Origin of the sequence: Leifsonia sp. PS1209, from assembly GCF_012317045.1 — a bacterium.
Classification (GTDB): domain Bacteria; phylum Actinomycetota; class Actinomycetes; order Actinomycetales; family Microbacteriaceae; genus Leifsonia.
On record NZ_CP051154.1, the window covers coordinates 1344099 to 1360053 of the forward strand.

Consider the following 15955-nt stretch of genomic DNA (forward strand, 5'->3'; position numbering starts at 1 on the left):
CCGCGCACCCTCACGGCGCTCCCCTGACCTCACGGCGTCACCGCGGCGTCACACGCGGGTGTCCACCCCCACGAGCTGTTCGGTGATCGTCCACAGGTCGCGGCCGAGCTGCGCGTCTTTCGCCTGCGCGGCGGTGGGACCGTTGGCGCTGAGGCGGTCGAAGTACGTTCCGCTCGGCGCACCGACCGGAGCCTCCGCGGCGAGGCGGACGAGCGGAGCCGCCCCGGCCTCGACGGGGACGCCGTAGCCGTTGCGGGTGACGAACGCCCCGAACCGGATCAGCGGCGACGTGCGGCCGAAGTTGGTCGCGATCGTGCCCGGATGGAACGAGAACGCGTCGACGCCCGTGCCGGTGAGACGCTCCGCCAGCTCCCTGATGAACAGGATGGTCGCCAGCTTGGCCGTGCCGTATGCCCGCCAGCCGCCCAGCCAGGCGCGCTTCTCCCAGTCGAGGTCGTCGAGGCGGAGGTGACCGAAGCGGTTGGCGAGGCTGGCCGTGGACACGACCCGCACATCCCGGCCCAGCGCCGCCGTCTGTTCCAGCCGGGGCCGCAGCAGGTGGGTGAGCAGGAACGGCGCCAGATGGTTGGCCTGGATGGTGCGCTCGTGGCCGTCGACCGTGAGCTCGCGCTTGGCGTTCAGGCCGCCGGCGTTGTTGGCGAGGACGTCGATGGTGTCGTAGCGGTCGAGCAGCGCGCTGGCGAGCGCCCGCACCTCGTCGAGCTTCTCGAAGTCGGCGAGGAACGGCGTCGCCCCGATCTTCTCCGCGATGCCCCTGGTGCGCTCCGGGTTGCGCCCGACCACCGCCACCTCGTTGCCCTGCTCGGAGAGCCGCTGGGCGGCGACCAGCCCGATCCCGGAACTCGCACCGGTCAGGACGATCGTGCGCCGGGAACCCTCGGACGCTGCGGTCATCGGTAGCCACCTTTCTCGAGGCCGGCCTCGATTTCGAAACGGTTCTTCAGCGGATCCCGTCCGGAGACGAGGTAGAGCAGAGGGAACACCATGCCGTAACGCTGCCACTGACGCTTGTGAATCGCCTCGTGCTCCAGGATGTCGTCCGAGACGTTCTGCGCGGTGAGGTAGCAGCCTCCGACGCACGAACCGCCCCTGCCGAACGTGCGCTCCGGCATCCCGCGGAACACGAACAGCCCGGCGCGGCGCTCGACGCGGCCCGTGCTCCAGATGAAGCCCCAGACCAAGCCGACGGCCGTGGCGTAGAGGTAGCCGAGTGTGCTGATCGGGGAGTCGAACAGCACGCGGGTGATCACGCGCATCCCGTTATTCCTTCGGCCGGCCGTACGTTTCGAGCAGCCGCAGCCAGACCTCGCTGAGAGTCGGGTACGACGGCACGGCGTGCCAGAGGCGGGAGAGGGGGACCTCGCCGACCACTGCGATGGTGGCCGAGTGCAGCAGCTCGCCGACATCCTGCCCGACGAAGGTGACCCCGAGGACGACCTGACGGTCCTCGTCGACGACCATCCTCGCCTTCCCCACGTAGTTGTCCGCGGCGATGCTCGCGCCAGAGACCCCGCTGATCTCGTAGTCGACCACCCTGGTGCGGTATCCGGCCTTCTCGGCGGCTGCGGCCGTGAGGCCGACGGACGCGACCTCCGGGTCGGTGAACGTGACCTGCGGCACCGACTGGTGATCGGCCGTCGCCACGTAGGTGCCCCACGGCTCGAGGGAGACCGTCGCCCCCTTCGCCCTGGCCGCGATCGCGTCTCCCGCGGCCCGCGCCTGGTACTTGCCCTGGTGGGTGAGCAGCGCGCGGTGGTTGACGTCGCCGACGCCGTAGAGCCATCCACCGTCGACCGGCTCGCCGTCGGCGCCGAGGACGCGCATCGAGTCGTCGACGTTCAGCCACGCCCCGCCTTCGAGACCGAAGGCCTCCAGGCCGAGGCCCGCGGTGTGCGGGATGCGTCCCGTCGCCACGAGGAGTTCGTCGGTGCGGATGGTGGTGCCGTCGTCGAGCGTGAGCTGGAAGCCGTCGTCGTCCGTGCGCTCGACGGCGGTCGGGGACACGTCGAGGTGCAGGTTCGCGCCGAGTTCGCGCAGCGAGTCCGCGACGAGTTCCCCGGCGAACGGCTCGTTCGCGCCGAGCAGGCCGCTGCGGGAGACGAGGTGCACCTCCGTGCCGAAGCCGGCGTACGCCGTGGCCATCTCGACCCCGACGACACCGCCGCCGAGGATCGCGAGCGACACGGGCACGCGCTGGACGCTCGTGGCGTCCCTGCTCGTCCACGGCTCGCTCTCGCGGAGGCCCGGGATGTCGGGAAGGAGGGAGGCGGAACCGGTGCAGACGGCGACGGCGTGCTTTGCCGTGAGCACCGTCTCTGTGCCGTCCTCGGCCGTCACGGTCACCTCGCGGACACCGGTGATGACGGCGTGGCCCCTGACGAGGTCGATGCCCGCTCCGTTCAGCCACTCCACCTGCCCGTCGTCTTTCCAGTCGCTCGTCATGACGTCGCGGCGCCGGAGCACCGCCTCCACGTCGAGCCGGCCGGTGACGGCCTCGCGCGTCCCGCCGACCCGTTGCGCCGCGCGCAGCAGCGCTCCGGAACGGAGCAGCGCCTTCGACGGCATGCAGGCCCAGTACGAGCACTCGCCTCCGACCAGCTCGGCCTCCACGATCACGGTGCGCATCCCGCCCTGCACCGCCCGGTCGGCGACGTTCTCGCCCACCGCTCCCGCTCCGATCACGATCACGTCGTATTCGTTGCTGCTCATGCTCTCTCCTGTCGATTCGTTGTCGTGCGGGGTGGTCGGGGAGGGGGACGCCACTAGCGGCCCACGAACTCCGCTTGGGTCCTGGTGAGGAAGGCCTGCATGCCGATCGCGGCATCTTCGCTGGTGGCCAGCCGGACGAGCGCCGGCTGCAACTGGGCCTCTGCCGCCGCGTCGCCTTCTCGCACCGCGAGCTTGGCGTTGGCGAGCGCGGCCTGGACGGCGAGGGGAGCCTGCGCCGCGATCCGCTCCGCGATGGCGAGCGCCCTGTCGAACTGCTCTCCGTCGTCGACCAGCTCCTGCACCAGGCCGATGCGATGGGCCTCTGCCGCGTCGAAAGAATCGCCGGTGAGGATGTAGCGCATGGCGTTGCCCCAGCCGACAGCGCGGGGGAACCGGATGGTGGCCCCGCCGAACGGCAGGATGCCCCTGGACACCTCGATCTGGCCGAACGTGGTGGACCGGGCCGCAACGGCGATGTCGCTCGCCAGGATCAGCTCGATGCCGAGGGTGAGGCAGGTGCCGTGCACGGCGATCACGACGGGCTTGCTGAGACACTGCCCGGACACCTGCCACGGGTTGATGCCGTCGTCGCTCTCGATGGTGAGGCCGTCCGCTCCGATGCGCGGCCCGATGTCTGCGAGGTCGAGGCCTGCGGTGAAGTGGTCGCCGACGGCGTAGACGAGGCCGACGCGCAACCCGGGGTCGCGTTCGAGCTCTCCGTATGCGTCGGAGAGCAGCCGGAGGAGTTCGAAGTCTGCGGCGTTGCGCTTCTCCGGCCTGTTGAAGCCGATGAGCAGGATGTGGCCCCGCCTCTCGGTGATGATCTTGGGTTCGGTCATGTCTCCCAAGCTACCTCCGCCGTCAGGACGCGTCATCGGCAGGGCGCGGATCTGTGGAGAGATGGCGAGCGGCGCCGCCTGTGGAGGAACCGCCGCCCGCGCCAGCCGCGCCGCCCGCGCCGCCCGCGCCAGCCGCGCCGCCCACGCCGCCAGCGCCGCCGCCCAGCCGCCCGGTCAGCGCGCCCAGGATCCGCAGGATCACGGCCATGTCGCGCCCCGCCGCATCCGGGGACTCCGGCGCGAACTCCGTGATCGCAGCACCGGCCAGCTCGAACCGCCCGCGCAGCGCCCGCACCGCGTCGCACAGCGCCTCCGGCTGTACCCCGAACGGCTCCGGGTGTCCGATGCCGCTGATGGTGGCCGGGTCGAGCACATCCAGGTCGATGTGCACGTACACAGACGTCGCTCCCGTCGCCTCGACAGCCGCGACCAGGGCGGCCGGGTCGTCGAGGTCGGCCGGGCCGAGCATCCGGATGCCTGCCTCGTCGATGTACGCCGACTCGTCGTCGTCGAGTGCGCGCGTCCCGGCCAGGATCACCTGCGCGGGGGAGAGGAGGGATGGTCCGGTAGACGCGAGCCCGTCCGGTGCGTCGCCGAGGAGGGCGCGCACGACCATGCCGTGGAAGGCGCTCGACGGGGAGGATCCCACGTCGTTGATGTCGGCGTGCGCGTCGAACCAGACCAGGGCGACCGATCCCGGCTCTGCGACGGCGACCGCGTGCTGGACGCTGGCGAGGTCGGCGGCGCAGTCCCCGCCGATCGTGACCACCGGCGCGTCGAGCAGCATGAGCTCGGCCGTCGCAGCGTCGCGCACGGTCGTGAGCGCGGAGAACCGGTGCACGCCGGTGCCGAGGGATTCGCCCGCCGCGGCGGGGACGGGCACCACGGTGGTCGCGGCGGCGGGCAGGTCGCCCCTGATCGCCTCCGCCCCGTCGATCAGCCGCATGGCCCGCGACGATCCGGACCCCTGCCACTGCGGCACCACCAGGAAGGACGCGCCGCTCATCCGTCTCCCGCCTCCGCCGCCACCCGTCACTGACCGGGGGTGTACGGCGCCGACGACGCCGGGTCGGCCGTCACGGCGGGCTGCGCGGGTGCTCCGCCGGTCTTGAGGGCGGCGAGGCGCGCCTCGACCTCCGTCATCTCGCCGAGGTCGTCGAGCTGGTTGAACTGCGCGTCCAGGCTGGAGGCCGCGAGCTCCGACGCTCCGCGGACCCTCGCCTCCTCGCGGCGGATCTTCTCCTCGAAGCGGCTGACCTCGCTGGTGGGGTCGAGGATGTCGACGCTCTTGACCGCATCCATCACCTGCGACTGCGCCTGGGCGCTCTTGGCCCTGGCGATCAGCTCGGAGCGCTTGCTCTTGAGCTGTTCGAGCTTGGTCTTCATGCCGTTGAGGCCGGACTTCAGCTTCTCGACCACCTCGGTCTGCGCCGCGATCTGCGGCTCAGCGGCCTTCGCCTCGTTCTCCGAGGAGATCTGGCGCTGCAGGGCGACCTTCGCGAGGTTGTCGAACTTGTCGGCGTTCGCGGTGTCGCCGCCGGAGCGGTACGTGTCGGCCTGCTTGCTCGCCGCGAGGGCCTTCTGGCCCCACGACGATGCCGCTTCGACGTCTTCCGCGTGGTCGTCTTCGAGCAGGCGGAGGTTGCCGATCGTCTCCGCGATGGCGCTCTCCGCGTCGGCGATGCTGTTGGTGAAGTCGCGGACCATCTGGTCGAGCATCTTCTCCGGGTCTTCCGCCTGGTCGATGAGCGCGTTCACGTTCGCTCTCAGCAGCTGTGAGATCCGACCGAAAATGGACTGTTTTGCCATCGTGTTTTCCTTTCGCTGAGGCCCCCGGTCAGGCGCCTTAGAACCGTCCGCCTCCGCGGCGCGAGCGGGTTCCGCCCCCGCCGAAGCTTCCCGAGCTGAACCCGCCGCCGCCGCTGCGACTGCGGCTTCCTCCGCCACCGCCGCCTCCGCCGAAGAGTCCGCCGCCTCCACCGCCGCCGCCGAGCACGGAGTTGATCAGGATGCCGCCGAGGATCGCCCCCATCGCTCCGTTCCCTCCGCCGCGATTGCCGCCGCCGGAGCCGCCTCCGCTGAACCCGCCGCCTCCGAACAGGCCGCCGAGGTCGCCAAGGCCGCCGGAATCCGGCTGGAACCCGCCAACGTCGCGCTGGGCGAGCTGCGTCGCCTCCTCGGCCAGCTGGGCGGCGCGCTGCGCCTGGGCGAGTGCGGTCACCGGGTCGGCCGTTGCCGTCGCCTCGGCCTGCACGACCAGCCGTCCTGCCTCGGCCAGCCGGGTGCGTGCCTCCGGTCCGACGGCTCCGCGGCGAGCGGTGATGAAGTCTTCGCACGCGGACACCCGGGAGCGCGCGGCGAGGAGCGTCTGCTGCAGCGACGCCTGGGCGCGCTGGGTCTGCTGTCGCGCATCCCGCACGTTCTGCAGCACGCCGTCGATGTTCTGATTGGCGGCTGCAAGTCGCTGGGCGATCTCCAGCGGGTTGATCGGGCCGGCTGCGATCTTCGATCTGACGTCGGCGACCGTCTGCTCCGTGGCGGCGACGACCCCGGCGACGGCCCCTGTCGCGTCGTCGGTCGCCGCGATGGTGCGCGCCTCCGCGAGGTCGCTCTCCAGCTCGGAGATGGTGGAGTCGATGGTCTGCTGCGCCGTCCCGAGGTCTGCGCCGACCCTGTCGACCGCGTCGAGCAGCAGCTTGGCCTGGTCGACGGACTCTTCGGCCGCCCGGACGCCGATCGCCGCGGCGCTGGTGTCCCCGGCATCGCTCTTCTGCTTCGCGGCCGTCAGAGCCGTTGTCACGAACGCGAGCCGCTCCGTCGCCTGGTGGATGTTGTCCTGCACGGTCGCGAGGGATGCCGCCGTGTACGTCGAGGACAGGGTGGCGAAGGTGGCGGCCGTCTGGTCGAGCCTTCCGTGGACCGTGTCCGCTGCTGTCTGCACCTCCGCCGTCGCCTGCGGGATGCGCTTCTCCAGCGCGCGCAGTTCGTCGAACGCGTCCGCCTGCTTGTCCAGGGCGTCGTTGGCCGCCGCGCAGAGCTGCACGATCTGGGCGTTCCACTCGCGCTTCTGCTGGTCGGTGTCCGGTTCGGCGTCGTCGAGCCTCTGCTTGAGGGTGAAGGCGTCTCTCAGCTGCGCTTTCGCCGCATCCAGTGCCGCCTGGAACGGCACGACGGAGTCTGCTCCGTACTGCGCCGTCGCGAAGCCCAGCTCCTCCTCGCTGGTGCGGATGGCGTCGTCCGTCTGCACCAGGGCGGACCCCGCGCGACGTTCGAGATCGACGAGCGGAATGGTCTGCAGCTCGCTCTGCGGGGTCTGCGGCTGCCCGCCGGCGGCGACCTTCTTCCGCGAACGCGAGCGGACCACGAAGAAGATGATGACGCCGATGACCACGACGGCGATGATGAACACCCAGAAGAACCCTGCGCCGCCCCCTCCGCCTCCGACGGCGTCTCCGAGCCCGGTGGCAGCCGCGACGGCGGCGCCCGACCAGTCGCCTGCGCGCAGTTTCGGCTCGATGTCGTTCTGCTCGATCTGCGTGAGCTGGTCGGCGGACACCGGCCCTGCGTCGTCCCCGGACAGGTAGTACGCACGCCCGTCCGTGGCGACGGCCAGCAGGTAGTCGGACGGACCGAGGTTGTTCTGCGCCGCGGTCTCGTTGGCCCAGTCCGCCGCATCCGTCGGGTTGGTGAACCGGTCGACGTAGACCACGAACAGGTCGATCTTGTGGTCGGTGTACAGCTTGTCGGTCGCCGCCTCGATGGTCGACACCTGCGACGTGACCACCCCGGCCTGATCGACAACGTGGCCGGAGCCGAGGTCGACCGGGTCGACAGCGCTCGCCATCGACGCTGTGCCGAGGGCAGAGCCGAACACCAGTCCGATCGCCAGCAGGAATCCGCCACGTACGCGTCGTCGGTGCATCTACTCACTCTCTCGAGTCGGTGGTACCAGCCGAGTCTATTGGGGGCTCGGGAAGACGCGCCAGGGCTCCGCCGCCGCCGTGTGTTTCACCCTGTTACACGCGGGATGCGTCCTCCTCCGCCTCCGAACAGAATGGACGGGACGCACACCAATGGGAGAGGAGCAGGCATGGGCATCCAGGGTCGCTCCCTCGCCGTGGTCGAGGCCACCCGTTTCCGCGGTGACGACCCGGAGTACCACGGCTACGTGCAGCTGCTCGTCGGCGCCGTGATCGCCGAAGCCCAGTCGCAGGGCTGGGCCGTGTCGAGGCTCGCCGCCGACGACGGCGTGGATGCGCTCCTCGCCCGCACGGAGGCGGCCGACGCCATCGTGGTGATGGGCGGCGAGGACATCGCGCCCCGCTTCTACGGCGGAAGCACCGGATATCCGGGGGAGAGCCGCCACCTCGAGACGGCGGACGAGGCACAGCTCGCGCTGGTGCGCCGCGCCGTCGAGCGGGAGACGCCGCTGCTCGGAATCTGCCGCGGCCTGCAGATCCTCAACGTCGCCTTCGGCGGCACCATCGTGCAGCACCTCGGCGACGACAGCACGCACAGGAACCACGGCGTCCCGATCCGCCAGATCATGGCGTCGCATCCGGTCGCCATCGCCGAGGACAGCCTCACGGCCGACCTGCTCGGCGCGACGTCGGTGGACGTGCAGAGCGCCCACCACCAGGCAGTGGATGCGGTGGGCTCCGGCCTCCGCGTCACCGGCCGCGCTCCCGACGGCCACGTCGAGGCGCTCGAACACGAGACGGCGCCGGTCATCGCGGTGCAGTGGCACCCGGAGGACCCGGGAGCGCCCGCCGGCCAGCTGGCCGCGCTGATCGCGCACCTGTCCGGCGTCCAGTCGGCCGCCGTGGCCGCCGTCGCCTGACCCGGCCCAACCGGCCGGACCAGCCCCGACCGGCCCGAGCCGTCACCCGCCGTCCGGCCCCCACCCCGCCTCGCCGACCAGCGGCACGAACGCCACAGCGCCCAGGTTCGTCGACACCAGCCCGCCGTCGTCCGTCCGCGTGAACGCCGCGAGGTGCTGCGCCCCGCCTGCCCGCCCGATCGGCATCACGATCCTGCCGCCCGGCGCGAGCTGGGCGACCCACGCCCGCGGCACATCCGGGCCGGTCGCCGCCGCGACGATCACGTCGTACGGAGCACCCCCCGGCCAGCCGAGCGTGCCGTCGCCCGTGACCACGTTCACCCGGTAGCCCAGAGCTTCGAGGGTCGCCGCCGCGGTGACCGCGAGATCCGGATGCCGTTCGACGCTGACCACGCGGTGCCCGAGCTCCGCCGCGACGGCCGCCGCGTACCCGGAGCCCGTCCCGATGTCGAGCACGGCGTCCTCCGGACCGATCCGCGCTGCTTCCAGCATGAGAGCCACGATGTACGGCTGCGAGATGGTCTGTCCGTCGCCGATCGGCAGGGGATGGTCGTCGTACGCGTATCGCGCCTGCTCGTCCGGCACGAACAGGTGCCGTGGCACACGCCGCATCGCGTCGAGGACCCGCTGGTCCTCGATCCCGCGGGGGACGAGCTGCTGCTCGACCATCCGCCTGCGTTCGTCGGCGAATTCGGTGTTCGTACCGCTATTGAACCACCGCGGGAGCGGCCGCGACAGGCAGTCCGGCCGCCGCCTGACGCGACGCCAGCTGTTCGCGCGCCTTCGCGAGCGCCGCCGCGTCCGCGCCTGCCGCTTCGAGCGCGAGCAGCCCCGCCCCGAGGATCGGCGCCGCCGTCACCAGCCGGATGCGCGCGAGCGGCGCGGTCTCGGAGAGCCCGGTCTCGATCGCGGACAGCAGCCGCGCATCCCGGGCGCCGATCACGCCGCCGCCGAGCACCACGGGCACCGGCCGGTCGAGCAGTTCCAGCCGCCGGAGCGTCGTCGCGGCGAACACCACGATCTCCTCCGCCTGCCGGTCGACGAGCGAGCCTGCCACCGCATCCCCAGCCCGCGCGGCGTCGAACACCGACGGCGCGATCCGGGAGAGGTCGCTGTTCGGGATGCGCTGGAAGTGCAGCGCCTCGATCACGTCGGTGACGCTGTCCAGCCCGTAGACCGCAGGGATGTCCGTGACGAGCCTCGTCGCAGGCCCTCGCCCGTCCACCGCGCGCGCCGCGTGCCAGAGCGCCTGCTCGCCGAGGTGCCAGCCGCCTCCCCAGTCTCCGGACATGATCCCGAGCGACGGGTAGCGCACAACGCGGCCGTCTCCGCGCACGCCGACGCAGTTGATGCCGGTGCCGCAGACCACGGCCACCGCATCCGGTTCGCTCGTGCCCGCGCGCAGCAGCGCGAACAGGTCGTTGTCGACCACCGCGTCCGCCCAGGCGTACCCGGCGATCCCGTCGCGGAACGCGGCGACCTCCGCCGGCAGGTCGAGCCCGGACAGATAGATGTTGGCCGCGGCGATCTGCCGCTGCCCGGTCTGCGCGAGCAGTTCCTCGATCAGGCCGTCGACCAGCGCGGCCGCCTCCGCCATCCCGATGATGTGCGGGCTGGAGGTGGTGCTGCGCGCGCTGGCGATCACGGTTCCGTCGAGGTCGATGGCTACGGCGTCCGTTTTCGACCCTCCGCCGTCGACCGCGATGGCGATCGGCCGCGCGTCGCTCACTTCGCCCACGAGAGGTGGTCCCTGTTCCCGGCGATGAGCAGGTCGGTGAGCTTCTCCGCCTTCTCGTACTGCCCGACGAGGGGATGCGCGAGCATCGCCCGCACCACCCGCTCGCGTCCTCCGTGCACCGCGGCGTCCAGTGCCAGCCGCTCGTAGCCGGCGACATGCGAGACGAGCCCGCGGATGTCGTCCGGCAGCGGCTCGATCGGCAGCGCGGTCACCCCGTTCGCGCCGACCGTGGCCGGCACCTCGATCACGTGGTCGTCCGGCAGGAACGGCAGGGAGCCGTCGTTGCGCAGGTTGACCACCTGGGTGTCGCCGCGGTCGCTCGTGAGCGAGGCGATCAGGTCGACGGCCGCCTCCGAGTAGAAGGCGCCTCCGCGCTTCGCGAGCTGGTCCGGCTTGGTGTCGACGGCCGGGTCGGCGTAGAGCGCGAGCAGTGCGCGCTCGACCTCCTGCACGGCCTCCGCGCGGGTGGGGGAGCCGAGCTGTTCGCGCAGCACCTCGTCGTGCGCGTAGTAGTAGCGGAGGTAGTAGCTGGGGACGTTCCCGAGCATCCGGATGAGGGATGCGGGGAGTTCGATCTCCTCGGACAGCTCGGCCAGGTGCGTGGAGAGGAGGGCGGGGAGCGCATCCCTCGTCCCGGCTTCGTCCGTCACGTATGCCGCGCGCTCCCAGGTGAGGTGGTTCAGCCCGACGTGACCGAGCGTCACCTGCGTGTGGTCGACGCCGAGCAGGTTCGCGAAGCGCCGCTGGAAGCCGATGGCCACGTTGCAGAGCCCGACGGCGCGGTGACCCTCCTGCAGCAGGGCGCGGGTGACGATGCCGACCGGGTTGGTGAAGTCGACGATCCAGGCGTCCGGCTTGGCGTGCGCGCGCACGACGTCGGCGACGCGCAGCACCACCGGCACCGTGCGGAGGGCCTTCGCGAAGCCGCCGGGACCGGTCGTCTCCTGCCCGATGCAGCCGCACTCGTGCGGGAAGGTCTCGTCTCCGTGCCGGGCGTTCTGGCCTCCGACGCGCAACTGGATCAGCACGGCGTCCGCATCGGAGACCCCGGCGACGAGGTCGCTCGTCGGCACGATGCGGCCGGTGTGGCCCGCGGCGCGGAACATCCGTTCGCTCATCCCGCCGACCAGCCGCAGGCGGTCAGGGTCGGTGTCGACGAGCCACAGCTCCTCGATGGGGAGGAGGTCGCGCATCCTGGCGAATCCGTCGATGAGTTCGGGGGTGTAGGTGGAGCCTCCACCGACGACTGCGAGTTTCACTGCTATCCCTTCACGCCTGTGAGTGTGATGCCCTCGACGAAGACGCGTTGGGCGAAGAAGAAGATGAGGACGACGGGGATCGTGACGAGCATCGTCATCGCCATCGTGAGTCCCCAGTCGGTGCCGTGCACCCCGCGGAACGACGCCAGCCCGTATGCCACCGGCCACGCGGCCGGGTTCTCCGACGTGTAGAGCAGCGGGCCGTAGTAGTCGTTCCACGAGTTGAAGAACATGAAGATCGCTGTCGCGGCGATGCCCGGCTTCGCCATCGGAAGCACCACGCGCCAGAGCACGCCGAACTCGCCGTTGCCGTCGATCCTCGCCGCGTCGGCGTACTCGCTCGGGATGGTGAGGAAGAACTGCCGGAGCAGGAAGATCGAGAACGCGTCGCCGAGCAGGTTCGGCAGGATCAACGGCCAGAGCGTGCCGGTCAGGTTGAGCTGCGACCACATCACGTAGATCGGGATGGCCGTGACCTGCGGGGGGAGCAGCATCGCGATGATGATCACCGTGAACAGCGCACCGGAGCCGCGGAACTTGATCTTGGCAAGCGCGTACGCGGCCGGGACGCTCGACACGAGCATGAAGGCCGTGGCGAGGATCGCGTACAGCGCCGAGTTGCCGAACCACTGCAGCAGCGGCACGGTCGTGAACACCTTCACGTAGTTGTCCCACTGGAACGGCTGCGGCCAGAGCGACGCGGTGAGCGTCTGCTCGCTCGACATCAGCGACGTGAGGAACACGAACACGATCGGTGCGGCGAACAGGATGCCGAGCGCGACGAGCACGATGTGCTCGGCGATCCAGGCCAGCACGCGCCTGCTGCGGAGCGACCGCGGGGTCGGGATGCGTCCCTGCCGCTGGGCGGGGGGAGCCTGCGGCTTGGTCAGGGTTGCGGAGGTCATTGTGCGCCTTCCGGGGTGAACGCCTTGAAGCGGCGCAGCAGGAGGATGAGGATGACGGCGGCGACGACGAACAGCAGCACGGCGAGCGCGGACGCGTATCCGAGCTGGTATGTGCCGAAGCCGCGCACGTAGAGCCACTGCGTGTACGTCAGCAGCGAGCCGTCCGGATAGCCGAGGTTGTTGCTGATGCCCTCGCCGATCACCGCTTTGCCGGAGGCGACCCCGGAGGCGACGGCCGCCTCCGTGAAGTACTGGATGGCCGCGATCACACCGGTGACCACCGAGAACAGCAGCACGGGGGCGATGCTCGGCAGCGTGACGTATCGCACCTTCTGCACGCCGTTCGCGCCGTCGAGGGATGCTGCTTCGTACTGCTCCTTGGAGACGTCGAGCAGGGCGGCGAGGAAGATGATCATGATGTCCCCCATCACCCACACGCCGAGGAGCACGAGCGACGGCTTCGACCACGCAGGGTCGTTGAACCAGAGCGGTCCCTGGATGCCGAAGAACTTGAGCACCTGGTTCACCGGTCCCGTTCCCGGGTTGAACAGGAACACGAACGCCACGACGCTCGCCACCGGCGGCACGAGCGCCGGCAGGTAGAACAGCGTCCGCCAGAATCCGGATGCGCGCTTCGCCCGGGCGAGCAGCCCGGCGATCAGCAGCGCGAACGCCACCTTCACCGGCACCCAGATCACGACGAACCAGAGCGTGTTGAGGGTGGCCTGCCAGACGTTCGGGTCCTGGGTGAACAGGTACTGGTAGTTGCGCAGGCCGATCCACTGCGGTGACGACACGAGGTCGAACCGGGTGAACGAGTAGTAGACGGATGCGATCAGCGGGTACACGAAGAAGATCGCGAGGCCGAGCAGGGCCGGCGCGAGCAGCGCCAGCGTGACGAGCTTCCGCTTGGTGCGGGCCCGCGAGGGGCGGACGCGTGCCGCCCGCCCCTCCCGGAGTGCCGTTGTCGTCATCGTTACGGACCGGTCGTCAGCGCGAGCGCGTCGTTGATCTGCTTGTCGACGTTCTTGAGTCCTGCCTGCAGGTCTCCGCCCTGGCTCTGGTACTTGTTCCAGAAGTCCTGGAACGACTGCTGGTATCCGGCGCCGAGCGGGCTGGCCGGGGTGGTGGCGACATTCTTGTCCGACGCGATGTCGAGGAAGGTCTTGTACTGCTCGGAGACCTCGAGCTTCGGCGAGTTCAGCGCGTCTTTCGTGGTCGGCACGTTCTTGAGGCCGTTGGCGAGCTTGACGACGGCATCCGTGTCCGTGGTCAGGTACTTCAGCAGCGCCCAGGCGAGCTCCGGGTTCTTGGAGCCCTTCGAGATGCCGATGATGTTGCCCGTCATGTATCCGCCGCCGTACAGCTCGGTGTGGTCGTCCGCCGTCGGGAACGGCGCTGTGCCGTAGTCGAGGTTCTTCGCCTGGTCGGCGATGAAGGCGGTGCGGTACTCGCCGTCCATGTTCATGGCGACCTGGCCGGTCTGGAACGCGTTGTCGGCGGAGAACTCCTGGCCGAGACCGGAGGTGTACGTGTTCAGCTTGTCCCAGCCGATCTTGTCGACGTAGGCCTTCTGCCACTCCATCAGCTCGGTCCAGCCCTGGCTGGACGAGATCGCGCTCTTTCCGTCCGGCTTCAGCCACTCGGCTCCCGCCGCTGGGCCGTAGTGCGCTGCCGCGTTCTCGTACCAGCCCATCGTCGGGTTGAACCCGAGGGTCTTGATCGAGCCGTCCGGGTTGAACGTGGTCAGCTTCTCCGCCATCGACTCCAGCTCGGACAGCGTCTTGGGCGGTGCGGTGAACCCGGCCGCGGACAGCAGTGCCTTGTTGTAGTAGAGGCCGTAGACGTCGGCCAGCATGGGCATCGCGCAGCGGGTGCCCTTGAACTCGGTGTACGACTTCACGGTGGGCGAGAACTGGCTCATGTCCACCCCGTCGCGCTTGATCACCGTGTTGAGGCTGCGGAACGCGCCGTTGGAGCAGAAGTTGCCGACGATGTCGGTGGAGTACGAGAGCCCGACGTCCACCTTGCTCCCGGTGGCGATGGCCTTCTGCAGCTTCTCGTCGTCCTGGCCGGAGTGCACCTCGACCTTGACCTTCGGGTTCTTCTTCTCGAAGTCGTCGACCACAGACTGGATGACCTTCGCCTCCCTGTCGGAGAAGAAGTGCCAGAACGAGACGGTGCCGGACAGCTCCTTCGGAGTGCTCGCGTCGAAGGAGGCGCTGCTGCCGCCGCCGGAGCATCCGGCGAGGGTCAGAGCCGCCGCCGCGGCGACCGCGACGGTGGCGATGATGTGACGTTGACGGTGTTTCACGGGTGGTTCCTCACTGATTCCAGTTCGTGATGCGTGCAATGGACGGGTGGTGCTGTGTTACGCGGAGATCCTCGAGACTTCGGCGAAGAGGGCGTTGCGCACCTCGGCGAGCAGGTGCTCTCGTGCGCCTCTGAGCACGGGATGGGCGGGGACGCCGGTTGCGACGACGGTGGACGACCCCCAGGATGCGCGGAGCTCCGCGCTCACGAGCTCGGCGAGCCTGTCGCCGCCCGCGCGTCCTGTCGGCCCTCCGAGCACGACGAGTTCCGGGTCGAGCAGGGCGAGGACGGGGACGACCCCGACGGCGATGCGCGGCGCGAGTTCGGCGAGCAGCGCATCCCGGGCCGGCGAGCCGGGGATGGCCTCGACGGCGGCGGTGTAGTCGGCGGCGTGGATGCCGTGGCGCTCGGCCAGACGCGCGACGGTCGGGCCGCCGATCAGGTCTTGCAGGTCGTGGGCGTCCTGGTCGAGTTCGGCGGCGCTGCGGGGGATCGGCAGATAGCCGATCTCGCCAGCGCCTCCCGACGCACCCCGGTGGACAGAGCCGCCCTGGTCGACGGAGAGGCCGAGGCCGTCTCCCATCCAGAGCAGCGCGAAGCCGCCGGTGTCACGCCCGACGCCGTCCGTGCGCTCGGCGATGGCGGCGAGGTTGACGTCGTTGTCGATGTGCACGGAGATGCCGAGAGCGTCTTCGAGGTGCGCGGTGATGCCCTGCATCGGCCAGCCGGGGAGCGTTTCGATGAACGTGAGCTCGTCGGTGCGGGGGTCGAGGGCGCCCTGCACGCCGACGCAGACGGCGCTGACCCTGTCGCTCGCGACGCCCGCCGCCTCGCACGCGCCGTCGATTGCGGCGCGCACGTCGGACTCCGGCGTGCGGTCAGGATCGGTCACCCGCAGGGGAGTGGCGGCGATGGGATGCTCCGTGCCGCTCGCGTCGACGACGGTGGAGCGGATCGTGGTCGCGTCGATGTCGACGGCGACGCCGAGCACCCGGTCGGTGCGTACGGCGTAGCTGGCCGCGTTCGGGCCGCGGCCACCTGACACCTCGCCCACCGCGTGGATGAGCCCGGCGGTTTCGAGCCGGGAGACCATCTGGGCCGCAGTCGGCTTGGAGAGGCCGGAGAGCTCGCCGATCCTGTTGCGGGTGAGCACCCCGTGCTCGAGCAGCAGGGACAGGGCTGTGCGGTCATTGGTCTCGCGGAGCCAGGAGGGGGTTCCCGGTACTGGTCTGGTGGCCATCGCGCACATCCCTTCGTTGGAACAATCGTGCGTGGTGAATGTATCAGGAAAGTTTCTTAATAGTAAAGAGGCTGTTTCGATGTCGGGGGAT

General features: G+C 70.2%; 15 protein-coding genes. 1 reads left to right on the forward strand and 14 read right to left on the reverse strand.

Annotated elements, in window-relative coordinates:
- Positions 1–48 precede the first annotated feature (48 nt).
- Genes HF024_RS06400 through HF024_RS06430 form a run of 7 tightly spaced genes read right to left on the reverse strand, consistent with a single transcriptional unit; the run spans position 49 to position 7491 of the window.
- Positions 49–915, reverse strand: coding sequence for an SDR family NAD(P)-dependent oxidoreductase (locus HF024_RS06400; RefSeq protein ID WP_168689023.1), 867 nt, complete (start codon positions 913–915; stop codon positions 49–51).
- Entirely contained in the window at positions 912–1277 is a 366-nt protein-coding gene (locus HF024_RS06405) for a Fe-S oxidoreductase (protein ID WP_085370940.1), read from the reverse strand. Before HF024_RS06405 ends, HF024_RS06400 begins: the two co-directional genes overlap by 4 nt.
- A gap of 4 nt (positions 1278–1281) precedes the next feature.
- Complete coding sequence (locus HF024_RS06410) at positions 1282–2730, reverse strand: NAD(P)/FAD-dependent oxidoreductase (RefSeq protein ID WP_168689024.1); 1449 nt, start codon at positions 2728–2730, stop codon at positions 1282–1284.
- Positions 2731–2783: 53 nt separating this feature from the next.
- Entirely contained in the window at positions 2784–3569 is a 786-nt protein-coding gene (locus HF024_RS06415) for a crotonase/enoyl-CoA hydratase family protein (protein WP_168689025.1), read from the reverse strand.
- A 22-nt stretch (positions 3570–3591) separates the two neighbouring features.
- Complete coding sequence (locus HF024_RS06420; RefSeq protein WP_210724039.1) at positions 3592–4575, reverse strand: arginase family protein; 984 nt, start codon at positions 4573–4575, stop codon at positions 3592–3594.
- Between the two features lie 26 nt (positions 4576–4601).
- Positions 4602–5378: a PspA/IM30 family protein gene (locus HF024_RS06425; RefSeq protein WP_085370936.1), complete on the reverse strand. Its 777-nt coding sequence runs from the start codon at positions 5376–5378 to the stop codon at positions 4602–4604.
- A gap of 37 nt (positions 5379–5415) precedes the next feature.
- Positions 5416–7491: a TPM domain-containing protein gene (locus HF024_RS06430; protein ID WP_085370935.1), complete on the reverse strand. Its 2076-nt coding sequence runs from the start codon at positions 7489–7491 to the stop codon at positions 5416–5418.
- Positions 7492–7659: 168 nt separating this feature from the next.
- On the opposite strand from HF024_RS06430, the gene HF024_RS06435 reads away from it, so the two are divergent.
- Positions 7660–8409 (forward strand): gamma-glutamyl-gamma-aminobutyrate hydrolase family protein, encoded by a 750-nt coding sequence (locus HF024_RS06435; RefSeq protein ID WP_168689026.1) that lies wholly within the window; start codon positions 7660–7662, stop codon positions 8407–8409.
- 42 nt (positions 8410–8451) lie between these two features.
- On the opposite strand, the gene HF024_RS06440 is transcribed toward HF024_RS06435, so the two are convergent.
- From HF024_RS06440 to HF024_RS06470, 7 genes are read right to left on the reverse strand one after another with little or no spacing between them, the layout of a single operon-like run.
- On the reverse strand, positions 8452–9147 hold the full coding sequence (locus HF024_RS06440) for a protein-L-isoaspartate(D-aspartate) O-methyltransferase (protein ID WP_281727834.1): 696 nt from the start codon (positions 9145–9147) through the stop codon (positions 8452–8454).
- Complete coding sequence (locus HF024_RS06445; protein ID WP_247597336.1) at positions 9116–10138, reverse strand: BadF/BadG/BcrA/BcrD ATPase family protein; 1023 nt, start codon at positions 10136–10138, stop codon at positions 9116–9118. Before HF024_RS06445 ends, HF024_RS06440 begins: the two co-directional genes overlap by 32 nt.
- Positions 10135–11406 carry a 6-phospho-beta-glucosidase gene (locus HF024_RS06450; protein WP_085370931.1) on the reverse strand — a complete coding sequence of 424 codons (1272 nt, stop codon included), beginning with the start codon at positions 11404–11406 and terminating at the stop codon, positions 10135–10137. The genes HF024_RS06445 and HF024_RS06450 overlap by 4 nt, the downstream gene beginning before the upstream one ends.
- Before the next feature lie 2 nt (positions 11407–11408).
- Complete coding sequence (locus HF024_RS06455) at positions 11409–12311, reverse strand: carbohydrate ABC transporter permease (RefSeq protein ID WP_085370930.1); 903 nt, start codon at positions 12309–12311, stop codon at positions 11409–11411.
- Positions 12308–13285: a sugar ABC transporter permease gene (locus tag HF024_RS06460; protein ID WP_085370929.1), complete on the reverse strand. Its 978-nt coding sequence runs from the start codon at positions 13283–13285 to the stop codon at positions 12308–12310. The genes HF024_RS06455 and HF024_RS06460 overlap by 4 nt, the downstream gene beginning before the upstream one ends.
- Positions 13286–13287: 2 nt before the next feature.
- Positions 13288–14625: an ABC transporter substrate-binding protein gene (locus HF024_RS06465; protein WP_168689028.1), complete on the reverse strand. Its 1338-nt coding sequence runs from the start codon at positions 14623–14625 to the stop codon at positions 13288–13290.
- 57 nt (positions 14626–14682) lie between these two features.
- The gene (locus tag HF024_RS06470; protein ID WP_168689029.1) at positions 14683–15864 is read right to left on the reverse strand and encodes an ROK family transcriptional regulator; all 1182 of its coding nucleotides are present in this window, start codon (positions 15862–15864) and stop codon (positions 14683–14685) included.
- Between the last annotated feature and the right edge of the window lie 91 nt (positions 15865–15955).